The 17,899-nt window shown below is 41.0% G+C and carries 16 protein-coding genes and 1 riboswitch; of the genes, 1 reads left to right on the plus strand and 15 read right to left on the minus strand.

What is annotated here, in order from left to right:
• Positions 1-4 precede the first annotated feature (4 nt).
• The 5 genes from AAEY94_RS07105 to hinT form a co-directional block, all read right to left on the minus strand.
• Positions 5-2,206, minus strand: coding sequence for a TonB-dependent receptor (locus AAEY94_RS07105; RefSeq protein ID WP_350978147.1), 2,202 nt, complete (start codon positions 2,204-2,206; stop codon positions 5-7).
• 55 nt (positions 2,207-2,261) lie between these two features.
• A riboswitch (TPP riboswitch) is annotated at positions 2,262-2,369 on the minus strand.
• Positions 2,370-2,494: 125 nt separating this feature from the next.
• A complete protein-coding gene (locus tag AAEY94_RS07110) occupies positions 2,495-2,887 on the minus strand; it encodes a YcfL family putative periplasmic lipoprotein (RefSeq protein WP_101086831.1) in 393 nt (130 codons plus the stop codon).
• Positions 2,888-2,924: 37 nt separating this feature from the next.
• Positions 2,925-3,392, minus strand: coding sequence for a PaaI family thioesterase (locus AAEY94_RS07115; RefSeq protein ID WP_101086830.1), 468 nt, complete (start codon positions 3,390-3,392; stop codon positions 2,925-2,927).
• Positions 3,389-3,898 (minus strand): PaaI family thioesterase, encoded by a 510-nt coding sequence (locus tag AAEY94_RS07120; protein WP_101086829.1) that lies wholly within the window; start codon positions 3,896-3,898, stop codon positions 3,389-3,391. Before AAEY94_RS07120 ends, AAEY94_RS07115 begins: the two co-directional genes overlap by 4 nt.
• Complete coding sequence (hinT, locus tag AAEY94_RS07125; protein ID WP_101087215.1) at positions 3,898-4,251, minus strand: purine nucleoside phosphoramidase; 354 nt, start codon at positions 4,249-4,251, stop codon at positions 3,898-3,900. The genes AAEY94_RS07120 and hinT overlap by 1 nt, the downstream gene beginning before the upstream one ends.
• Before the next feature lie 203 nt (positions 4,252-4,454).
• Between hinT and AAEY94_RS07130 the strand changes: the two genes are divergently transcribed.
• On the plus strand, positions 4,455-6,212 hold the full coding sequence (locus tag AAEY94_RS07130) for a M61 family metallopeptidase (RefSeq protein WP_101086828.1): 1,758 nt from the start codon (positions 4,455-4,457) through the stop codon (positions 6,210-6,212).
• Positions 6,213-6,354: 142 nt separating this feature from the next.
• Here the strand turns inward: AAEY94_RS07130 and AAEY94_RS07135 are convergent, their stop codons facing one another.
• The 10 genes from AAEY94_RS07135 to nirB form a co-directional block, all read right to left on the minus strand.
• Positions 6,355-7,206: a CsgG/HfaB family protein gene (locus tag AAEY94_RS07135; RefSeq protein ID WP_101086827.1), complete on the minus strand. Its 852-nt coding sequence runs from the start codon at positions 7,204-7,206 to the stop codon at positions 6,355-6,357.
• 2 nt (positions 7,207-7,208) lie between these two features.
• Positions 7,209-7,610, minus strand: a complete 402-nt coding sequence (locus AAEY94_RS07140; protein WP_101086826.1) for a curli assembly protein CsgF — start codon at positions 7,608-7,610, stop codon at positions 7,209-7,211.
• A 12-nt stretch (positions 7,611-7,622) separates the two neighbouring features.
• Positions 7,623-8,201: a curli production assembly/transport protein CsgE gene (locus tag AAEY94_RS07145; RefSeq protein ID WP_350978151.1), complete on the minus strand. Its 579-nt coding sequence runs from the start codon at positions 8,199-8,201 to the stop codon at positions 7,623-7,625.
• Positions 8,198-8,830 (minus strand): response regulator transcription factor, encoded by a 633-nt coding sequence (locus tag AAEY94_RS07150; protein WP_101087213.1) that lies wholly within the window; start codon positions 8,828-8,830, stop codon positions 8,198-8,200. Before AAEY94_RS07150 ends, AAEY94_RS07145 begins: the two co-directional genes overlap by 4 nt.
• 137 nt (positions 8,831-8,967) lie before the next feature.
• Positions 8,968-10,506, minus strand: a complete 1,539-nt coding sequence (locus AAEY94_RS07155; protein WP_101086825.1) for a curlin — start codon at positions 10,504-10,506, stop codon at positions 8,968-8,970.
• A 30-nt stretch (positions 10,507-10,536) separates the two neighbouring features.
• Positions 10,537-11,070 carry a curlin gene (locus AAEY94_RS07160; RefSeq protein ID WP_101086824.1) on the minus strand — a complete coding sequence of 178 codons (534 nt, stop codon included), beginning with the start codon at positions 11,068-11,070 and terminating at the stop codon, positions 10,537-10,539.
• A gap of 493 nt (positions 11,071-11,563) precedes the next feature.
• Positions 11,564-13,354: a bifunctional protein-serine/threonine kinase/phosphatase gene (locus tag AAEY94_RS07165; RefSeq protein WP_350978154.1), complete on the minus strand. Its 1,791-nt coding sequence runs from the start codon at positions 13,352-13,354 to the stop codon at positions 11,564-11,566.
• Positions 13,355-13,469: 115 nt separating this feature from the next.
• Positions 13,470-14,936 carry a NarK family nitrate/nitrite MFS transporter gene (locus AAEY94_RS07170; RefSeq protein WP_101086823.1) on the minus strand — a complete coding sequence of 489 codons (1,467 nt, stop codon included), beginning with the start codon at positions 14,934-14,936 and terminating at the stop codon, positions 13,470-13,472.
• 11 nt (positions 14,937-14,947) lie between these two features.
• Positions 14,948-15,274 (minus strand): nitrite reductase small subunit NirD, encoded by a 327-nt coding sequence (nirD, locus tag AAEY94_RS07175; RefSeq protein ID WP_101086822.1) that lies wholly within the window; start codon positions 15,272-15,274, stop codon positions 14,948-14,950.
• On the minus strand, positions 15,271-17,874 hold the full coding sequence (nirB, locus tag AAEY94_RS07180; protein WP_350978156.1) for a nitrite reductase large subunit NirB: 2,604 nt from the start codon (positions 17,872-17,874) through the stop codon (positions 15,271-15,273). Before nirB ends, nirD begins: the two co-directional genes overlap by 4 nt.
• Positions 17,875-17,899: the final 25 nt, after the last annotated feature.

Below are 17,899 nucleotides of genomic sequence, written 5' to 3' on the forward strand. Positions count from 1 at the left end.
GTCATTACATAAATTGAACTTCTAATGTCACACCAATTTGGCGCGGATCACCGTAACGAATATATTGTTTATCGACCCAATCTTGATCTGGTTCGTTGCCAAAGTAAAAGCCTCGCACACCATATTGTTCATCAAACAAATTGCGGCCCCATAAATATGCCGACCATGTTGGCGTTTCATAGCCTAAACGGGCGTTATAAATGGTATAGGCTTCTGACTGAGATTCATTGCTGTCAGAATAATAAAACTGGCTTTTACCACTGGCATTCACGTTTGCAAACCAACCAGAATCAGCAACATAAGTCATACCAGCACTGTAAGTAAATTTAGGTGAATGCGCTAAGTCGCGCCCAGATAAATCGACGGTAGAACCGTATTTGTCACTGTATTGATATTGGCCATATTCAGTTTCCAACCAACCGAAACTACCGTAGAACTCAATATTTTCTGTTAAATACCATTTTGCATCGAGTTCCGCGCCATAGTTACTTGAACTGCCAGCATTTTCGGTAAATAGAATAAAACGCTGCGGGCTATCTGGGTCTTGTAAAGAGGCGGCAACTTGTTGGTCTTGGCGGTCCATATAAAATAGCGCCAAGGTAGAATCCACTTCTCCATCAAACCAGCTCGATTTTAAGCCAACTTCATAGTTATACAAAATCTCAGTGTCGAACTGTTTCTTGTCAGACAATTCAGCAGGCAGTGTCATATTAAAACCACCCGCCTTATAACCGCGGGCGACACGAGCATAAGCATTGTGATTAGCATTAATGGCTTTTGACAACGCAATATGGCCGCCCCACATATCTTCTGATGGGGCAAAGTCATCTTTATTGCTGTCACTATAATCACTATCGCGGCGCTCGAAACGCAACCCAGTCGACAATAAGTAATCATCACCTAAATGGCTGTCTAATTGACCAAATATGGCATAGTTTGTCGCCTCATAATTTGACTGCAACACTTCATCTGGCCAGGTGTTGTATTCCGAGTATAAGTCGTTATCTTCTTTCAAATTCATCGCGTATACACCCAATAACCAGTCGGTACTACCGGCGAAGATGCGTCCTGCATCTTTGGATGATAAACGGAACTCTTGGGTAAAGGTTTTACGATCGCCCTTTTTGTCCCAGGTGTAATCATAAACACAAGGTTCAGTACCTGAGGCCGCTCCTGCGTCGTCATACACAGTGCATGCTTTACTCGCCCAATAATCCGAATTGGCCCAATCACCATCATATCCATTATGATGATCAGTTTGCGCAAATGATGTTAATGATGTGAAGTCAAATGCTTGCATACCCGTGTATATGAACTTAACCCCTGCTCCAGTCGTTTTTTGTGTATCAACACCGGGTTGGTCAGTTAAGGTATTACTGCGATTATTATCTAATGTCCACACATCGTAACCATTATCAAAATTGGCATGCAATAAGGTTAAATCAACTTGAAGATCGTCAGTAGCGTACCAACGGAACTTAGCCCTAGCCGTTAACTCATCACGTTCATTGGTATCATCACGGTTAAGATAAAGGTTGTCACGGTAACCATTTTGATTGTGCTGTTCTAGTGATACACGGTAGAGCAATTTACCTGAGTCATTGAGTGGACCAGAGCTAAAACCAGAAAGAGTACGAAGATTGTCATCACCTAAACTGACTTTTGCGCCATGTTCAAATGATTCGGTAGGGTCATTACTTTTTAAGTAAATTAATCCAGCTAGTGCATTAGCACCATATTGAGTACCTTGTGGACCGCGCAAGACTTCAACTTGCTGCATGTCGTACATACTCGACACCATGCCAAGGCCTGATAGGTCGATGTCGTCGACCACAAAGCCAACCGATGAGTTAGGTGCACCTTGATATTGTTCTTGTTCACCGACACCACGAATTTGGAAATATTTAGGACGAGAACTGCCACCAGACCAGTTAAAGTTGGCAATAGAATTGAGCACATCTTCAAAATGTTGCGCCCCTTCGTCTTCTAATTGTTGGGCATCAATAACCGTCACGCTTGACGGCATTTTATCAAGGCTGATATTACTAAAATCAGCATTAACAACAATCACTTCCATTTTTTCATATTCGGGAGTGACATTTTCAACATCGGCCGTTTTAGCCATAACCACAGGCGAGCTTAATGCCACCATTACCGCTAAGGCAATTGGTGTTTGGTGTAACCTAGTAGAGTTTTTCGTGAACATAGGACCTCAAATAGTGATTTTGAGATCCGGCAAGAGTAGCGAATAAGAGGTGCACATAAATAGTGTGGCCCATTCCTACGCCGGTATAAGCCGGATCAGGTTCTAAGGGTTCGTCATACAGACATCTCAGTTCAGGTTTTACTGAACACCCCTTGGCGATCACGATTATAAACTAACTTCACCATGAATACACGAGCAGCGATACAATTTGATAACGCAAAAATATAATTGATTAACTTTATATTAAATCTCAGTAATCATGTCTCTTCAAGTTCTCTGTAGCGTGGCTTAATTTGAGAAAGCTTCGCGCACATAAATCTCAAATCGAATAGCTTGTGTATTGGGCGCTACCGCACCCACTTGCAACTGCTGTTTACCATGTAATTTAACCGACTTCCAACTGCTTGCTTCATCCTCAACTGTAAATCCGCTAGCATCGTACCAAGTGAACTTATATTGTAGACGTAGGTCAGTGCTCGATTTGCTTTGAATTAGCGCAGATGCTTTGATTAAGTCAGCAACCATGACAGATGAAATATCCACAACATTGACATCACTGGCAAAAGAGCTGCTATCGACTCTAACCTGTCCGCTTGAGTCTACCGAAATACCTGCCGTGTTATGCGCACAGGCGCTAAGCAACAATGCTAATGCGAACACAAATATTGACGTTATTTTCATGCTATCTCCTTATTTGCTGTTAATGTAAAGCGTTGACTTAATCTATCAAAAAATGTGCTCTGGCAGTGGCTATCAATTGTTTACGGTTGGTTTGCCAACAGTTCATACTGACGTTAGCCACACGGCGGCCTTGGCGAGTAATTTTACATTCTGCAAAGGTATCTTGATGTAAACCTGCGCGTAAATAGTCAATTGAGAAATCAACAATTTTAGGCACTTTCTTGGCTTGCATAAATACCATTAATTGTACAATTGCCGACATTTCCATAAACCCAGCAATCACTCCGCCATGTATTGCAGGTAAAATCGGATTACCAATGTTGTCATCTTTAGCCGGCAGTCTAAATACCATTTCATCACCAAAACGGGCCACTGACATGCCAATAAATTGTGAGTAAGGTACTTTCTCAAGTAGGTAACTATAATCATTCAGTTCAATGGCACGTTTAACCACATCTTGAACATCTAAACCCTTTTGTGTCTCTATTTGGGTTGGCTCACTCATGATTTCGCCCCCGGTAAATTCCCCATTAACACTTGACGAAACTCTTCGCCGACCATTTCTGGACTAATTCGCATAAAAGAACCCACCGCGTGAGCGATAGGTTCATCAATACTGTCTTGATATGCTATCGCACGGGTAAAAGCAACGCTTGACGATAAACGATAGCATTCAGCAAAGGCATAAACCGACTTATGAGGCTCTGCGGGTTTCATGTAGTCGACACGTAAATCCAATGTTGGAGACAACTCTAACGATTGGTACTTCTTCAAAATGGCGCATACCACGGCTGTGCCACAAGCGGTATCTATCAAGGTTGTGATCACCCCACCATGAATGACTCCGGTGTCGGGGTAACCAATAATATCTTGACTGTAAGGTAACTCAATTAACACATGATGCTCACTGGCTTCTTGCACTGAAAGCCCTAAACGACGGCACTGAGCTAACTGGTTGACAAAACGGGTGGCGACTTCAGTTAATGGAAAAAAATCACTGTTAATTTTCATTATCCACGACTCAGCATTGGGCCTAATGGTTTACCCCCTAAAAGATGCATATGAATATGGTACACCTCTTGACCACCATGCTTATTGCAATTCATGATTAAGCGATAACCATCTTCAGCTATACCGGCTTCATCGGCAAGTTTGGCCGCTACTGTTATCATCCGCCCTAATGCTAATTCATCAGACGCTTTAACATCATTTGCTGTCGCGATTAAATGATTGGGAATAATCAGAATATGCGTAGGAACTTGCGGAGCAATATCCCGAAATGCGGTGACTAATTCATCTTGGTATAAAATATCCGCTGGAATTTCACGGCGGATAATTTTGCTAAATATGGTTTCTTCGGCCATTTGGATGCCCTCATTAGATAACTGCATTGATGCTATTGATAATACTATCAACTCTTTGAACTATCACTCCAGTAAAAACGCTTTTTATGGGTAATATTTTGCCTAAAATGGGATTCGTTTGCTTAAGTGAGTCAATTTTGGCAGCATTGGTTATTATAGCTCAATCGTTTTGATTGCGACTTGCCACTCATTCGGAATTCTTTATGCATTATCATATTCATGCGGTCGACCCAAAAGCTCATTTATTTGAAGTGACTTTTACGCTAAAAAACGCCAATCCATCTCAGATTTTTTCATTACCAGCATGGTTACCTGGCAGCTACATGATCCGAGATTTTGCCAAAAATATCATTGAAATTGATGCCAAAGAGAATCTACAATCGCTTGCAGTCACTCAATTAGATAAACAAACATGGCAATTGAATAACCAAGGCAGTGATATCACTCTGTGTTATCAAATTTATGCATGGGATTTGTCTGTTCGCACTGCACACCTTGATACTAATCATGGGTTTTTTAATGGCAGTAGCGTGTTTCTAGCGGCTAATGGTCTTGAGTCTCAACCACATACCGTCACCATTGCCAAACCTGCACTTGCAGAATTAGCTCATTGGACGCTAGCCACCAGCATGACTAGAGCATCAGGTGAACAATTTAGCTTTGGTGATTTTAGCGCTGAAAACTACGATGACTTAATTGACCATCCCGTTGAAATGGGTGAACTGGCCATCGAAACCTTTTTCGCTGCTGGTGTGCCACACGATATCGTACTCAGTGGCAAACACAGGGCAAATATGGCTCGATTAGCCAAAGATTTACAAGCGATTTGCGAATATCAAATTAATTTATTTGGCACTCCAGCACCCTTTAAGCGTTATGTATTCATGACCACCGTTTTGGACAATGGTTTTGGCGGTTTAGAACATAAAGCATCAACAGCGTTAATGTGCTCTCGCAACGACTTACCTTTGTCACTCGATGCGCCAGTAGATAAAGGTTATCGCACTTATTTATCACTGTGCAGCCATGAATATTTCCACTCATGGAACGTTAAACGGATTAAACCTGCTGAGTTTACGCCATTTGATTTATCACAAGAGTCTTATACTTCTCAATTGTGGGCGTACGAAGGTATCACGTCATATTACGATGATTTAATTACCTTTAAATCTCAGTGTATTGATGAGAAAGGTTACCTTACTTTACTCAGTCAAATTATGACTCGAGTATACCGAGGCGAAGGTCGCTTTAAACAAACCTTAAAGCAATCAAGTTTTAATGCTTGGACTAAGTTTTATAAGCAAGATGAAAATGCCGCTAATGCAATTGTCAGCTATTACACTAAAGGCGCACTATTTGCCTTGTATGTAGACTTAACTATCCGTATTGAAACCCAAGGTAAATACAGCCTTGATGATGTTATGCGTACACTTTGGCAACAATATGGTTTAACAGGTGTAGGTACTGAATCGTCAAGCCATCAACAGATTGTTGAAGCGCTATTAAATCGCCCTTGTGACGATATCTTTACTTATCTCGACAACACAGACGATTTGCCACTAAAAGAATTACTGGCTCAAGTGGGCGTGAATATGAGTTTACGGACCTGTGAAGGTGTAACTGATTTGGGTGGTGCTGGAGCTACAGGTTATAACATTGGTTTTGGCGCAAAAACAAAAGCGGAATCATTAGGGTTAAAAATTCTAACGGTTAGCCAACACAGTCCAGCACATCAAGCGGGATTAAGTGCGGGTGATTTATTGATTGCAGCAGACCACTTGCAAGTAACCAGTCAATTTGAACAGCAACTGCAAAGTCGACCCCTTGGCGAACAAATCACTTTGCATTGGTTTAGACGTGATGAATTGATGCAAGGAACATTAACGATCAGTGAAGCGGCTTTAGACACGATTTCGCTTAGCATCATTGATGCGACTAAAACACAATTGTGGCTTGGTTAAGACTAAGAAGCGATTATCAAGTTTGAAAATTGATTTACTGAGTACCATCAATATTAATCGAAAATTTGAATTAAAAAAGGATATCAATTTGATATCCTTTTTTATAAATCTTCTCTATTACTATACAAATGTACCAATATGACTAGCTCTGCTTAATCCGTTCTAATACTTGATTTTCAGTATGTGCTTCTAACCAGTATTTTTGTAATGTTGGATTTTTTACTCCTGATACAGGATCAAGTAAATTCCAAGCTCGTTTCCAAATACCGTCGGCAATCATATGTACGACCGCACTTTCAATAGCAGCTGCAATACATAAACTCACTGGTTCGTTTGAGGTATAACCCGCCTCAGACTCTAATAATTCTTGCGCATCAATAAATTTAAATACGCCAGCAGTAATTTCTTTTGAAATAACGGCCTTAGTGGTTGTCACACTGCTTAATAATCGACCTGTACGGATGTCGACCGCACGTAAATTAACCGTGATGCTATCGACACGGTATTGACCCGATACGCCGATTCCCAAATAACGAGCGCCTGCGCCACCGGTTTTAATATTGGTGTCGTAAGCCACTATGCCACCTTCCATTAAAATTTGGGCACTGTTTAATTGTGGCAACTTACTGGCATCACCATTGAGTCCTGCACGAACAATTTTTCGTTCTGTCAGTAAATTTTGTAACCCTTCACGCTCAACAGGCACAAACCAAGCAGAATCATTGAGCGCCTGAGCTAAGAAAGCCGTTCCAGACTGAGGTACTGCAGTTGAAAAGTTACTCGAAGGTATCGGCTTGTATTGACCCGTTTGATCACGAAAATCATACACTGCTGCCACCATACTTCCTTGGGGTGATGGCAAACTGACTAAATCATAATATGTCTCGCCCTTTGGCATTAAACTCGTGGTTGCTTCAATACCGTCGAATTCACTTTTTATCGATGAACACCCACTCAAAGATAGAATAAATAAGCTAAGCAGTAGTCTTTTCATGATTAGCCCCCTGTTGATGCGCCGACAATACCACCAACTTCGATGATGGTCGTCTCGCCGGTTAATAAGTCAGTAATGTGAACCAGTAACGATCCATCTTCATTGACCACATTTATCTCAAAGTCATCGGTTTTTAAATAACCTTCACCACCATTTGCCGCATCATTAAACAGTTGACTCATTAAGCGTGACTGTAATGAACTAGCAAGCCTGTCCAGCGCTGTAGGGGCTACATAAGAGGAACCACCTTGATGTTCATTTTGCGCTGACGCATTTGCCAATAAATAACTACCATTAAGGTAACTGCCCCCAAACGCAGGGTTAACTGGGGTATATACCAGTTGCGTCGCGACTAAGGGAAAACTAAATGATGTTATTGATAAGATTAGTAATAATTTTTTCATATGCATTCCCTGCTAAAACTCATCAGGAGCAAGATCGGGGTCTGAAAATGCCGCCCATTTTGCCTGTTGTTGATATTGCAACAGGGAAGCATTGACCCGCTTTGCTGCCATGTTCGCTTGTGCATCAATATTTCGCGATGCTGGGGATAAAAACGTCACAAAAACCGGCTTTCGATTATGCAACACTAAAATTTTACTACCACTTCTTGCTGTGGCTTGCTCTACAACAGTGAGCCCCGAATGGTTGCTCATGCCATTGATATCACGATAAGCGCTAACAAATTCTCGATAAAAACGGTGGCCAAATCTTGTCATGGCTCTATTTAAGATTAACCCATCAATTAAATCAGCTTCACGCTTAGGTTTTGCATCACTGACACTCACTACAGGTTCAGTTGAATGCAATAAATTCTCTTGAGCTTTGGAAGCGGAAGATTCTGGAATAACTTCATCTGTGGCGGGGGCAATATTAGCTTTAGTAAACTCTGGAACATTAACGTCAACATCTTTACGATCATCAGCCATAGCATCACTTAATAAAACGGCTTGACTAGCAATCAAGCAAATGAGTATCACTGATGGATATTTCACACTCTCACCTCATGCATATGAGTTTGTGCCCAAGCAATGGCTTGACCACGACTAGACACACCAATTTTTCGAAACGCACGATAGAGATGCGTTTTAATGGTAGATTCACTGACAAATAGTTGATTAGCTATATCGAGATTTGTGCTACCAGACAACAACGTTTGTAATACCTCACGTTCACGAATGGTCAGTTGTTCACTGTCATCGTCATGCTCATCGTTTAATATTGAACGTTGCAAGCCTTGCGGCATAACACTTCGACCTTTGAGTATTTCATTCAAACCTTGGCTTATTTCCGCTAAATTAGCATCAGAATAAAATACACCTATTGTTGTTGAAGGATGAATTAAAAATTTAGTATCAAGCTGCTTAGGAAAATTTAAAAACACTGTGTGAATCGCGCAATATTCGCGTTCAATGAGGCGTTGTAATTGGTAAGTTTGTTGTAAATCAATAGTCGACAAGTCAAATACAACAACTGAAATAGGCTCACTTGCTAACATTTTTGCCATTCCATTGGGCTGAGCTTTAGTCAATTTGATTAAAAACTCTTGTGGCCAGCGGCAATCAAGTAAATCGATCAATAACTGTGACCGAGAAACAATCATCCAATTTACGACTTTAAACATCATTTACACTCCATGTGAAGATGAACTAGATGCTCTTTAAACAGAATTTGCATCAATGTGAAACAAGATTAGCAAGGCTTTTATCATTTAACAATTAGTCAAAAGGGTGCTTACACACCCTTTATTATACTTATGTACTACAAACCTTGAGTTATCGTCACTGTGTTACCATAACCCGTGCTGGTAGCGATCGCTGAATTATGCATATCCGCTTGAGTAACATGAACAGTATTGTTACCTAGCCCTTCAACGTATACATCTGCGAAGTTCATAGCATCTGTTTGACTAATAACAATTTCGTTAGTATCACCCCACCAAGATTCAGCATAGGCCTCGTTATGATGACCAGTCTGATCTATATCAATGATTGTTGAAACATCAGCCGCATCGGCATAGGCTTTGTTATGATGGCCATTCTGATCAACGGTAACAACGTTATCCGTACCCCATGAACCAGCACCGATCCCTTCACCATAAAAATTACTACCATTTGGTCGGCTATTAACTTCATTATGATGGCCAGTTTGATTCACTGTAACGGTACTGAATCCACCAGAGTCAGTTGATGCACCCGCATAGTTATGATGACCTGATTGGTTAATCGCAATCGTGTTGTCATAACTGAACTCCCCTTGGAACACTATTGCTTCGTTTGAGAAACCCGCTTGCGCAATCGTAGCGGTATCACCCATACCTTCTTGGTCAACAGTAGCATTGTTACCAGAACCTGAATTACCGTTACCATTCCCAAGAGTTAACGCACTTTGAGTCACTGTTGCAGTGTTGCCTTCATTTGACTGATTGACGATTGCAACATGATCAAAGTCCATTTGCATTACCGTTGCGGTTTGATTCAAACCGTATTGGTTAACTTGAGCTTCATGATTACCGCCACTTTGAGTCACATGTGCATCATGAGATTCACCATTTTGATATACATTTGCCATGTTAGACAAACCAACTTGTTCAACTAAACCAATGTTGTCATTACCTTCCTGCTCTAATATTGCAACGGTATCGTCACTGGTTGCTCCACCATAATTTTGAGTGTTTTGTAATATATCACCAATATTATTTGAACCAGTTTGAGTTAATGTGGCACTAGCAGCATCTGATGATTCCTGCTGAATATAAGCATTATTGTTAGAGTTTCCAGATTGATTAATGGTTGCATCAGCAAAATCTGACCAATGATTATAAATTTCGGCGGTATCTTCACTTCCGGTTTGATTAATCGAAGACTGTGCACCGTCACCGTCATTTTGAGTGACGGTTGCTATGTTTCCATTGCCATTTTGGTTAACAGTTGCTTGAGCATTCTCACCGTTAAAAAATTCCTGTACGACATTTGCTTGGTTATCATTACCAATAGATTCAACAGATGCATTAGCTGTGCTTGTTGCATTATGTTGATCAATCAAAGAGGTATTTCCATCCCCCTCTTGATAGGATATAGCTTTTGAATTTGACGTTTCAGCTTGTGAAATCGTTGAGAGATTACTATCTCCAATTTGGACAATAGTTGCGTCATTAGCAACACTATTATTTTGTTGAACAACCACTGCAGTATTTAGATCTCCTTCTTGACTAACATCGGCTTCGTTGTTACTTGCATACGCACTTACTGAAGTTAATAAAACAGCAGATATTAATAAAGCTAATTTAGAATATTTCATCTTTGTATTCCCTTCATTTTATTGAATAGATTAATTCCTTTGAGTTACGTTCACATTCTGTGTTGTCCCCCATTGAGTGACACCGACAGCATTTCCAAAACCGTATTGTTGGATCCGAATGGTATTATCATTACCAGTCTGATTAATGATAGCTAAGTTACTAATTCCAATTTGGCTAACGTCCATCAATAAATTGAAACCAACCTGACTTGCAATCACTTGGTTATTAAACCCTGATTGGTAAATATTGGCTTCAATATCACTTCCAGACTGGAGTACAGCAGCACCATTGAGAATGCCTTGTTGAGTGGAAGATATTTGATTGTTATTGCCTAATTGAATGGAATTGAAGCGATTATTGAATCCATTTTGATTTACGTTGATTGATAACTCATCACCATTTTGACTCACATTAGCTCTATTATTAATGCCAATATTGAGCTCATCTATGTCGCTTAGATCTTGTTGTCCTAAGCTAGAAAAAGATATTAGACATAATAAAAAAGCAAGAATTCCAGTTCTTACATTAAAGCGAAGTTTATGAGTACGCTTGTTAAAGATCATGCTCCCTGCCCCTTGGTTATTTCACGTCATAACATTCAATCGGCTTAATAACGTTTCTATTGATAGTGTCAATATTATGGCGCTGTCAAATGGTATTTGAATCATCCTCGAGTATTAAACCAACATAGACCTATAGGTTATATTAATTTCAGCCCCCTACTTTATTACTACACAAACATATAAGATGATGATTTATATTTATATTTTTAAATATGCAATTCTAACCTAGCTATAAATTAGTGAGACATTAATATGAGAATTATAGGAAGAGCCGATTCTCCCAAAGAACAAGAAATTAAATATATACAAATAATAAAAAAATTAGAGTTTCCCTTAAAGTATGTATTTTGAAAGAGTAAGATGATGAAAAAAATTCAAAAGTAGATATTACTAATTAGTTACTAATTAAAAAATATAAATTATTGATAATAAACAGAAAATATTTATAGTCTGTATATTTTAAGTAATATATATTTGAGAAAGCTCCCCATAATCAATTATTCAGCAAAGAAGCCACTAAAAATATAAACAACACGATTGAAATCACTTGCCAAAAACGTACTGGGTTGCGAGTTATAATGGGCACATAATCATTTACTGTATGATTCGCTTTGGCAGTGGTTAATTGATGAATAAGCTCACAGGTATCCGCTTGGCGTAAATTAGGTTCTACATTGAGTGCTTTTTTTAATGCTACGTCAATCCACTCTGGCACCATTGGGTTTAATTTATGTACACTAATATATTCTAAACGTTGATAATCCTGCCGCGTTCGGCATTTCTCGAGTTTGCCTTTAAAAGGCAATTGCCCAGCCAACATCTCAAAAGCAATCACTGCAAGCGAAAATAAATCGGCACGACCATCGGCCTTATAACCCAGTATAACTTCAGGGGCGGTGTAATCAGCCGTACCCAAAATACGATCTCGAGTTAACGGACTACTAATTTCTGCCACTCCTTTGATATAACAAGAACCAAAATCGATGATTTTAACTACCCCTTCTCGGGTGATAAAAATATTATCCGGTTTTAAATCTTGATGCAGCGTTTCGCGACGGTGAAATGCTCTTATCCCTAATTCGATTTGTTTTAGCAACAGTAACACCTCTTCTACTGGGGCCTTTTTATGTTGAGTTAACCATTCACCTAAGCTTATCCCCGATAAAAACTCGGTGACATAATACAAAGCGGACTTTATGTTATGTTGCTCTACAACCTTAACGACATGAGCACTGCTAATACGCTGCCCTACCCAGCTCTCTAACATAAAGCGCTCTATGTAAGCGGCATCATCTATGTAATTGACGGAAGGTGTTTTCATGCAAAAGACTTGGTTTTGCCCATTGACGACTCTATACACTTGGCTGCGTTGTGATTGATGAAGTATATGAGTTACCTGATATCCATCAAGCTTCATTCCAACGCTAAGTGGGGGGGGGAATGGTTGACGCGACAAGCTTTGGTACACATCATCGATAGCTTGTTTAGGTAATTGTCTGACACTTAATAACTGCGCACTGAGATTATCTTTACTGCCTAAATCGAACGCCTTTTTATTCAACGCTAAGCAGAATTGTTCACACAAATCATCGCTAAGCGTTGGATGTTGCTGACAAAGAGCCGTCAACTTTCGGTGTATTTCAAATTCAGTGAGTACGTCATGAACTCCATCCGTTGTCAGTAAATAGAGGTCGTCAACTTCAACTGACAAGCTTTTATAGTCCACATCTAATTTAACGTCCATCCCCAATGCACGAGTAAGATATTGGTTTGATGAGTTAATATTAGTACAGTGATCATGAGTTAATTGCAGTAATTCGCCTCGGCGAAAACGATAAATACGTGAGTCGCCCACATGCAACATGTGCACTGAACAAGACTTAAATACCAATGCACTAAAGGTACATACAAAGCCACGTCTGGCATCACGATAGTCTTGCCCCAATCCATACAACCAACGGTTTAATGCTGTTAATACTTTGGTACTCGATGTTTGCACACTCCAAGTTTCTGGGGTGGAATAATAATCCGCAAGAAAATTACTGACACTAATGGCAGACGCATGAGCCCCACCTTCAGCGGTACTGACACCATCACTGATAACACTAACAACACCTTTCGACGTAAGTGGTATCCCTGAAGGAATACGAATACCTATGGCATCTTCATTTTGCAGTTTACGTCCTTTTTCAGAAGCTTGGCCTACAACAAGCTGCAAAGTTGCAGCAAAAGGAAGCATGGCATCTACACTATCCATCGTTTGTTCTAATGACTCTGAAGCCATAAAACCTCTCACTCTAAGATTAAGCTGCTTTATCAATATAAAAACTCAAATTGCTTAAACATAAACAATTTGAGTTTTTATGGCACTATGTTGCTCTGGCTACTTTACTCGAGCACTAACTTACGCTGATTAAAGTGACTTCGCCTTGATCGTTTACTTCAGCAATATGACCTTTGGGTTCTTTCATAAAAAATAATGTCACAAAACCAAATACGGCACTTATCGCAATCACATAAAAGAAAATTTGAGTGGATACGATAGAATATACGGTTAAGAAAAACACTGCACCGACGTTACCATAAGCCCCTGTCATACCCGCTATTTGCCCTGTTAAGCGACGCTTAATCAGCGGCACAGCAGCAAACACAGCCCCTTCGCCACCTTGAACAAAAAATGAACATGCCATAACGACTGCGACAGCCAAAGGTAATGACCATGACGAGTCGATTTGTGCTACCGACAAATAACCAATCGCTAACCCTGCAGTTAATATTAACAGGGTGGTTTTACGACCAAACTTATCACTTAACCAGCCACCGCCAGGACGAGACATTAAATTCATAAAGGCATAGCTTGATGCCAACATACCCGCTTGTGCCATGCCAAGCTCGAACGTTTCTGCAAAAAAGAGTGGCAACATCGATACCACGGCAAGCTCAGAGCCAAATGTAGTGAAATACAGCACATTCAATACAGCAACTTGCTTAAACTGATAGCGTTCAAACTCAGGCACTTCCATTGAAAACAAGTGCTTGTTCACTTGGTACGTTTGGTAAAAATCGAACAAAAACACCACCACCAACCCAAGATAAATAAGGTAGGTTGCATCTTGAGTAAACATACTCACACCTGCTGGAGACAGTTTCCAACCTAACAGCGCTAGCGTGGCATACATTGGCACCTTCATAATGATCAGTAACACATAGTCACTTTTACTGGTCACTTCTAAGCCGCCGCCCTTTTTGGGCTTAAAGTAAGTCGAACCTTTTGGGGTATCGGTCACATTGAAGTAATAAACAAATGCAAACAACAAACTCATTAAGCCGGTAATGCCAATGGCATAACGCCATCCGTCTGGGCCACCAAAAGCAAGTGCAACGGCAGGTAAAGTAAAGGCTGCTGCAGCTGAACCAAAGTTACCCCATCCGCCATAAATGCCTTCTGCTGTACCTAACTCTTTTGCCGGAAACCATTCACTCACCATACGGATACCAACCACAAAACCAGCACCAATAAAGCCAATCAGAAATCGGGCTAAGGCTAACTGCTCAAAAGTGTCGGCTACCGCAAACATAAAACAAGGGATTGAACAGATACCCAATAAGGCAGAATAGGTGATCCTTGGACCATATTTGTCGGTTACCATACCAATGATAATCCGCGCCGGGATTGTTAATGCTACATTGAGGATCAACAAGGTCTTAATTTGTGATTTAGTCAGCCCTAAACTGTCGGCGATTACGCTAACAAGTGGCGCTGCGTTAAACCACACAACAAAGGTGATAAAAAACGCCATCCAACTTAAATGCATGATTTTCATCTTGCCGTGGAAACAGAAAATATTAAATTTTTCAGCACTCATATTGCACCCCTTTATGACTGAGCCAAGACAAACACATTGCCTTGTTCAGTTTTAATTTCGAATGGTTTAACCACTAAATCAACATTTTCAATACAACGTCCGCTATCCAAGCGGTAATGTTGTTTATAAAGCGGCGAAGCAACACAAAGCTCACCATCGATTTCACAAATAAGTCCTCGGGACAATAAACTCACACCACTGGCAGGATCTACATTATCAAGGGCAAATAAACCGTCATCCCCTAAATTGAAAATGGCAACCGCACGTCCTGCAACCCAAGCCGCTATTCCGGTGCCTTTTGGCATGCTTGCTTCGCTACACACATTGACCCAAATCATGCTAATTCCTCCACAGCGAGTTGTGCTGCATCGTCTGTAATATCGTTAATAGCTATCGTTCCTGCCCCTGCGTCTTTAATACTCGGGAAACGTTGCTCACGAATTCGTTGGTAAGCACTGGTATCTGCTTCTGGCGCATCACTTGGATTAACAAACTCATTAAAGCGCGCCAAAAAGGCCGGTTGTTCAAGGCTGGTTTTCCACTCACATTGGTATGTCGCGGCAATATGGTCCATCTGCTGCTCTAAGGTCGAGTTAATCCCCAATGCATCGTCAATAACGACTGATTTTAAATACGCTAGACCACCTTCTAATGAATCCATCCAAGTCGAGGTTCGTTGTAATTTGTCTGCAGTTTTGACATAGAACATCAAAATGCGATCGATATATTTATAGAGATCTTCAGTGGATAAATCAGTGGCAAACAAATCACCATGACGGGGGCGCATACCGCCATTGCCAGCAACATACAAGTTCCAACCTTTGTCGGTTGCGATAATGCCAATATCTTTGCTTTGTGCTTCAGCACATTCACGAGTACATCCAGACACAGCAAATTTTAATTTATGTGGACTGCGTAAGCCCTTGTAACGGTTTTCTAAATCAATCGCGAAACCAACGGCGTCTTGCACCCCGTAACGACACCAAGTGCTGCCAACACAGGATTTTACCGTGCGCAATGATTTACCGTAGGCATGGCCTGTTTCAAAACCAGCATCAATGAGTTTTTTCCAAATTTCGGGTAGCTGCGATAACGTTGCGCCAAACATATCAATACGTTGGCCACCGGTTATTTTAGTATAGAGGTCATATTCTTGGGCAATTTGGCCCATGGCTATCAGCTTAGTTGGGGTAATTTCACCACCAGCGACTCGCGGCACAATAGAGTAAGTGCCGTCTTTTTGGATGTTGCCTAAGTAAGCATCATTGGTGTCTTGCAATTGCACATGACTGCTATCTTGATTCAACACATATTGGTTTTGTAAGCTAGCAAATATTGATGCGGCGGCAGGTTTACAAATATCACAGCCATATGTATGACCACTAGCTGAAGGTTTTCCATGCTGAGTGATTAAGGTATTAAAATCATTAATGCCTTCGACTTGACATAAGTGATACAAGGCTTGTCGGTCATGATCAAAATGGGCGCAAATTCCGGCATTAAAATCGAGTCCTGCAGCTTGTAAGGTTTGATCAATAATTTTTTGAACTAACGGCGCACAACCACCACAACCCGATGCCGCACGAGTACATGCTTTAATCTCGGCGATTTTATGGTTGCCAGCGGTCACGGCCCCAACAATGTCGCCCTTGGTTACTTGATGACAAGAACACACTATAGAAGTGTCTTTTAAATCGGCTTCGTTTTCTGCACCGGCTAGCAATAACTCAACTGCAGAACCTTCAATCTCGTCTTGAGACAAATAGCTATCAAGCAAGCGGCTGTAATCGCTGTTATCACCAATCAGCACTGCACCTTTTAAAAATTTACCGGTTTCGTCTAACCATAATTTTTTATAAATACCCGCTTGGTTATCAGATAACTCAACAAACTGTGCGTTATCAAAACCACGGCTAGCACCAATAGCGGCCACATCAACACCCAATAATTTAAGTTTGGTACTCATGTCTGCGCCGGTAAATGACTGCGACACGCTATTAGATGTTAATGAAGCAATATGCGAAGCGACCACTCGGGCCATTTGGTAACCAGGTGCCACTAAACCAAATATTTTTTGTTGCCATAACGCACACTCACCGATGGCATAAACATCGGGCGCTGAGGTTAAACAGTAATCGTCAATTTCAATGCCGCCACGTTCACCGATACAGATATTTGAAACTCGAGCTAATGAATCTTGTGGACGAATACCGGCAGAAAACACAATCATGTCAGTTTCAAGATAAGACTCATCATTAAAGGTCATTCGGTGCATTGCCGTTTCACCGTCAATAATCGCAGTGGTGGCTTTTGAAGTATGTACACTCACGCCGAGCTGTTCAATTTTACTGCACAGTAATTCACCCGCTTTATCATTTAGCTGAACGGGCATCAATTGTGGTGCAAACTCAACAACGTGGGTTTTTACCCCGAGCTGCATCATGGCATTGGCGGCTTCTAAACCTAATAGTCCACCACCAACAACCACCCCAACTTGACTGTTTTGAGCTGCGGCCTGAATCGATTCAAGATCTTCAATGGTGCGATACACTAAGCATTGAGCACGATCGTTACCTTGTATCGGTGGCACAAATGGAAATGATCCCGTTGCAAGCACTAAGCGGGTATAAGAATAATGATCACCTTGCGCGCTAGTCACCGTTTTGGCGGCAATATCAATTGCCGTAATAGGTGTGTTTAAGTGAAGCGTAATGCCCCAATCTTGATAATCTTGCGCGCTGGTTAACATCAGTGGATCGGCGCTACCGGTCTCGAAATATTTTGACAGCTGCACTCGGTCATAAGCTGGACGCGGCTCTTCACCAAACACGTGCACATCAAACGTTTTATTGAGACCTAAACTGCACACTTGCTCAATAAAATGATGACCAACCATGCCATTACCAACGACCACTAACTTGGGTTTTGAGACTGCCATATCCAACTCCTTCATGCCTTGGACC

The sequence above is a fragment of the Shewanella sp. AC34-MNA-CIBAN-0136 genome, assembly GCF_040309945.1.
Lineage (GTDB): Bacteria > Pseudomonadota > Gammaproteobacteria > Enterobacterales > Shewanellaceae > Shewanella.

Bases quoted from the DNA above. Each gene is read 5' to 3' on its own strand.
- AAEY94_RS07105 (WP_350978147.1), bottom strand. From the start codon at position 2,206: ATGTTCACGAAAAACTCTACTAGGTTACACCAAACACCAATTGCCTTA.
- AAEY94_RS07110 (WP_101086831.1), bottom strand. From the start codon at position 2,887: ATGAAAATAACGTCAATATTTGTGTTCGCATTAGCATTGTTGCTTAGC.
- AAEY94_RS07115 (WP_101086830.1), bottom strand. From the start codon at position 3,392: ATGAGTGAGCCAACCCAAATAGAGACACAAAAGGGTTTAGATGTTCAA.
- AAEY94_RS07120 (WP_101086829.1), bottom strand. From the start codon at position 3,898: ATGAAAATTAACAGTGATTTTTTTCCATTAACTGAAGTCGCCACCCGT.
- hinT (WP_101087215.1), bottom strand. From the start codon at position 4,251: ATGGCCGAAGAAACCATATTTAGCAAAATTATCCGCCGTGAAATTCCA.
- AAEY94_RS07130 (WP_101086828.1), top strand. From the start codon at position 4,455: ATGCATTATCATATTCATGCGGTCGACCCAAAAGCTCATTTATTTGAA.
- AAEY94_RS07135 (WP_101086827.1), bottom strand. From the start codon at position 7,206: ATGAAAAGACTACTGCTTAGCTTATTTATTCTATCTTTGAGTGGGTGT.
- AAEY94_RS07140 (WP_101086826.1), bottom strand. From the start codon at position 7,610: ATGAAAAAATTATTACTAATCTTATCAATAACATCATTTAGTTTTCCC.
- AAEY94_RS07150 (WP_101087213.1), bottom strand. From the start codon at position 8,830: ATGTTTAAAGTCGTAAATTGGATGATTGTTTCTCGGTCACAGTTATTG.
- AAEY94_RS07155 (WP_101086825.1), bottom strand. From the start codon at position 10,506: ATGAAATATTCTAAATTAGCTTTATTAATATCTGCTGTTTTATTAACT.
- AAEY94_RS07160 (WP_101086824.1), bottom strand. From the start codon at position 11,070: ATGATCTTTAACAAGCGTACTCATAAACTTCGCTTTAATGTAAGAACT.
- AAEY94_RS07165 (WP_350978154.1), bottom strand. From the start codon at position 13,354: ATGGCTTCAGAGTCATTAGAACAAACGATGGATAGTGTAGATGCCATG.
- AAEY94_RS07170 (WP_101086823.1), bottom strand. From the start codon at position 14,936: ATGAGTGCTGAAAAATTTAATATTTTCTGTTTCCACGGCAAGATGAAA.
- nirD (WP_101086822.1), bottom strand. From the start codon at position 15,274: ATGATTTGGGTCAATGTGTGTAGCGAAGCAAGCATGCCAAAAGGCACC.
- nirB (WP_350978156.1), bottom strand. From the start codon at position 17,874: ATGGCAGTCTCAAAACCCAAGTTAGTGGTCGTTGGTAATGGCATGGTT.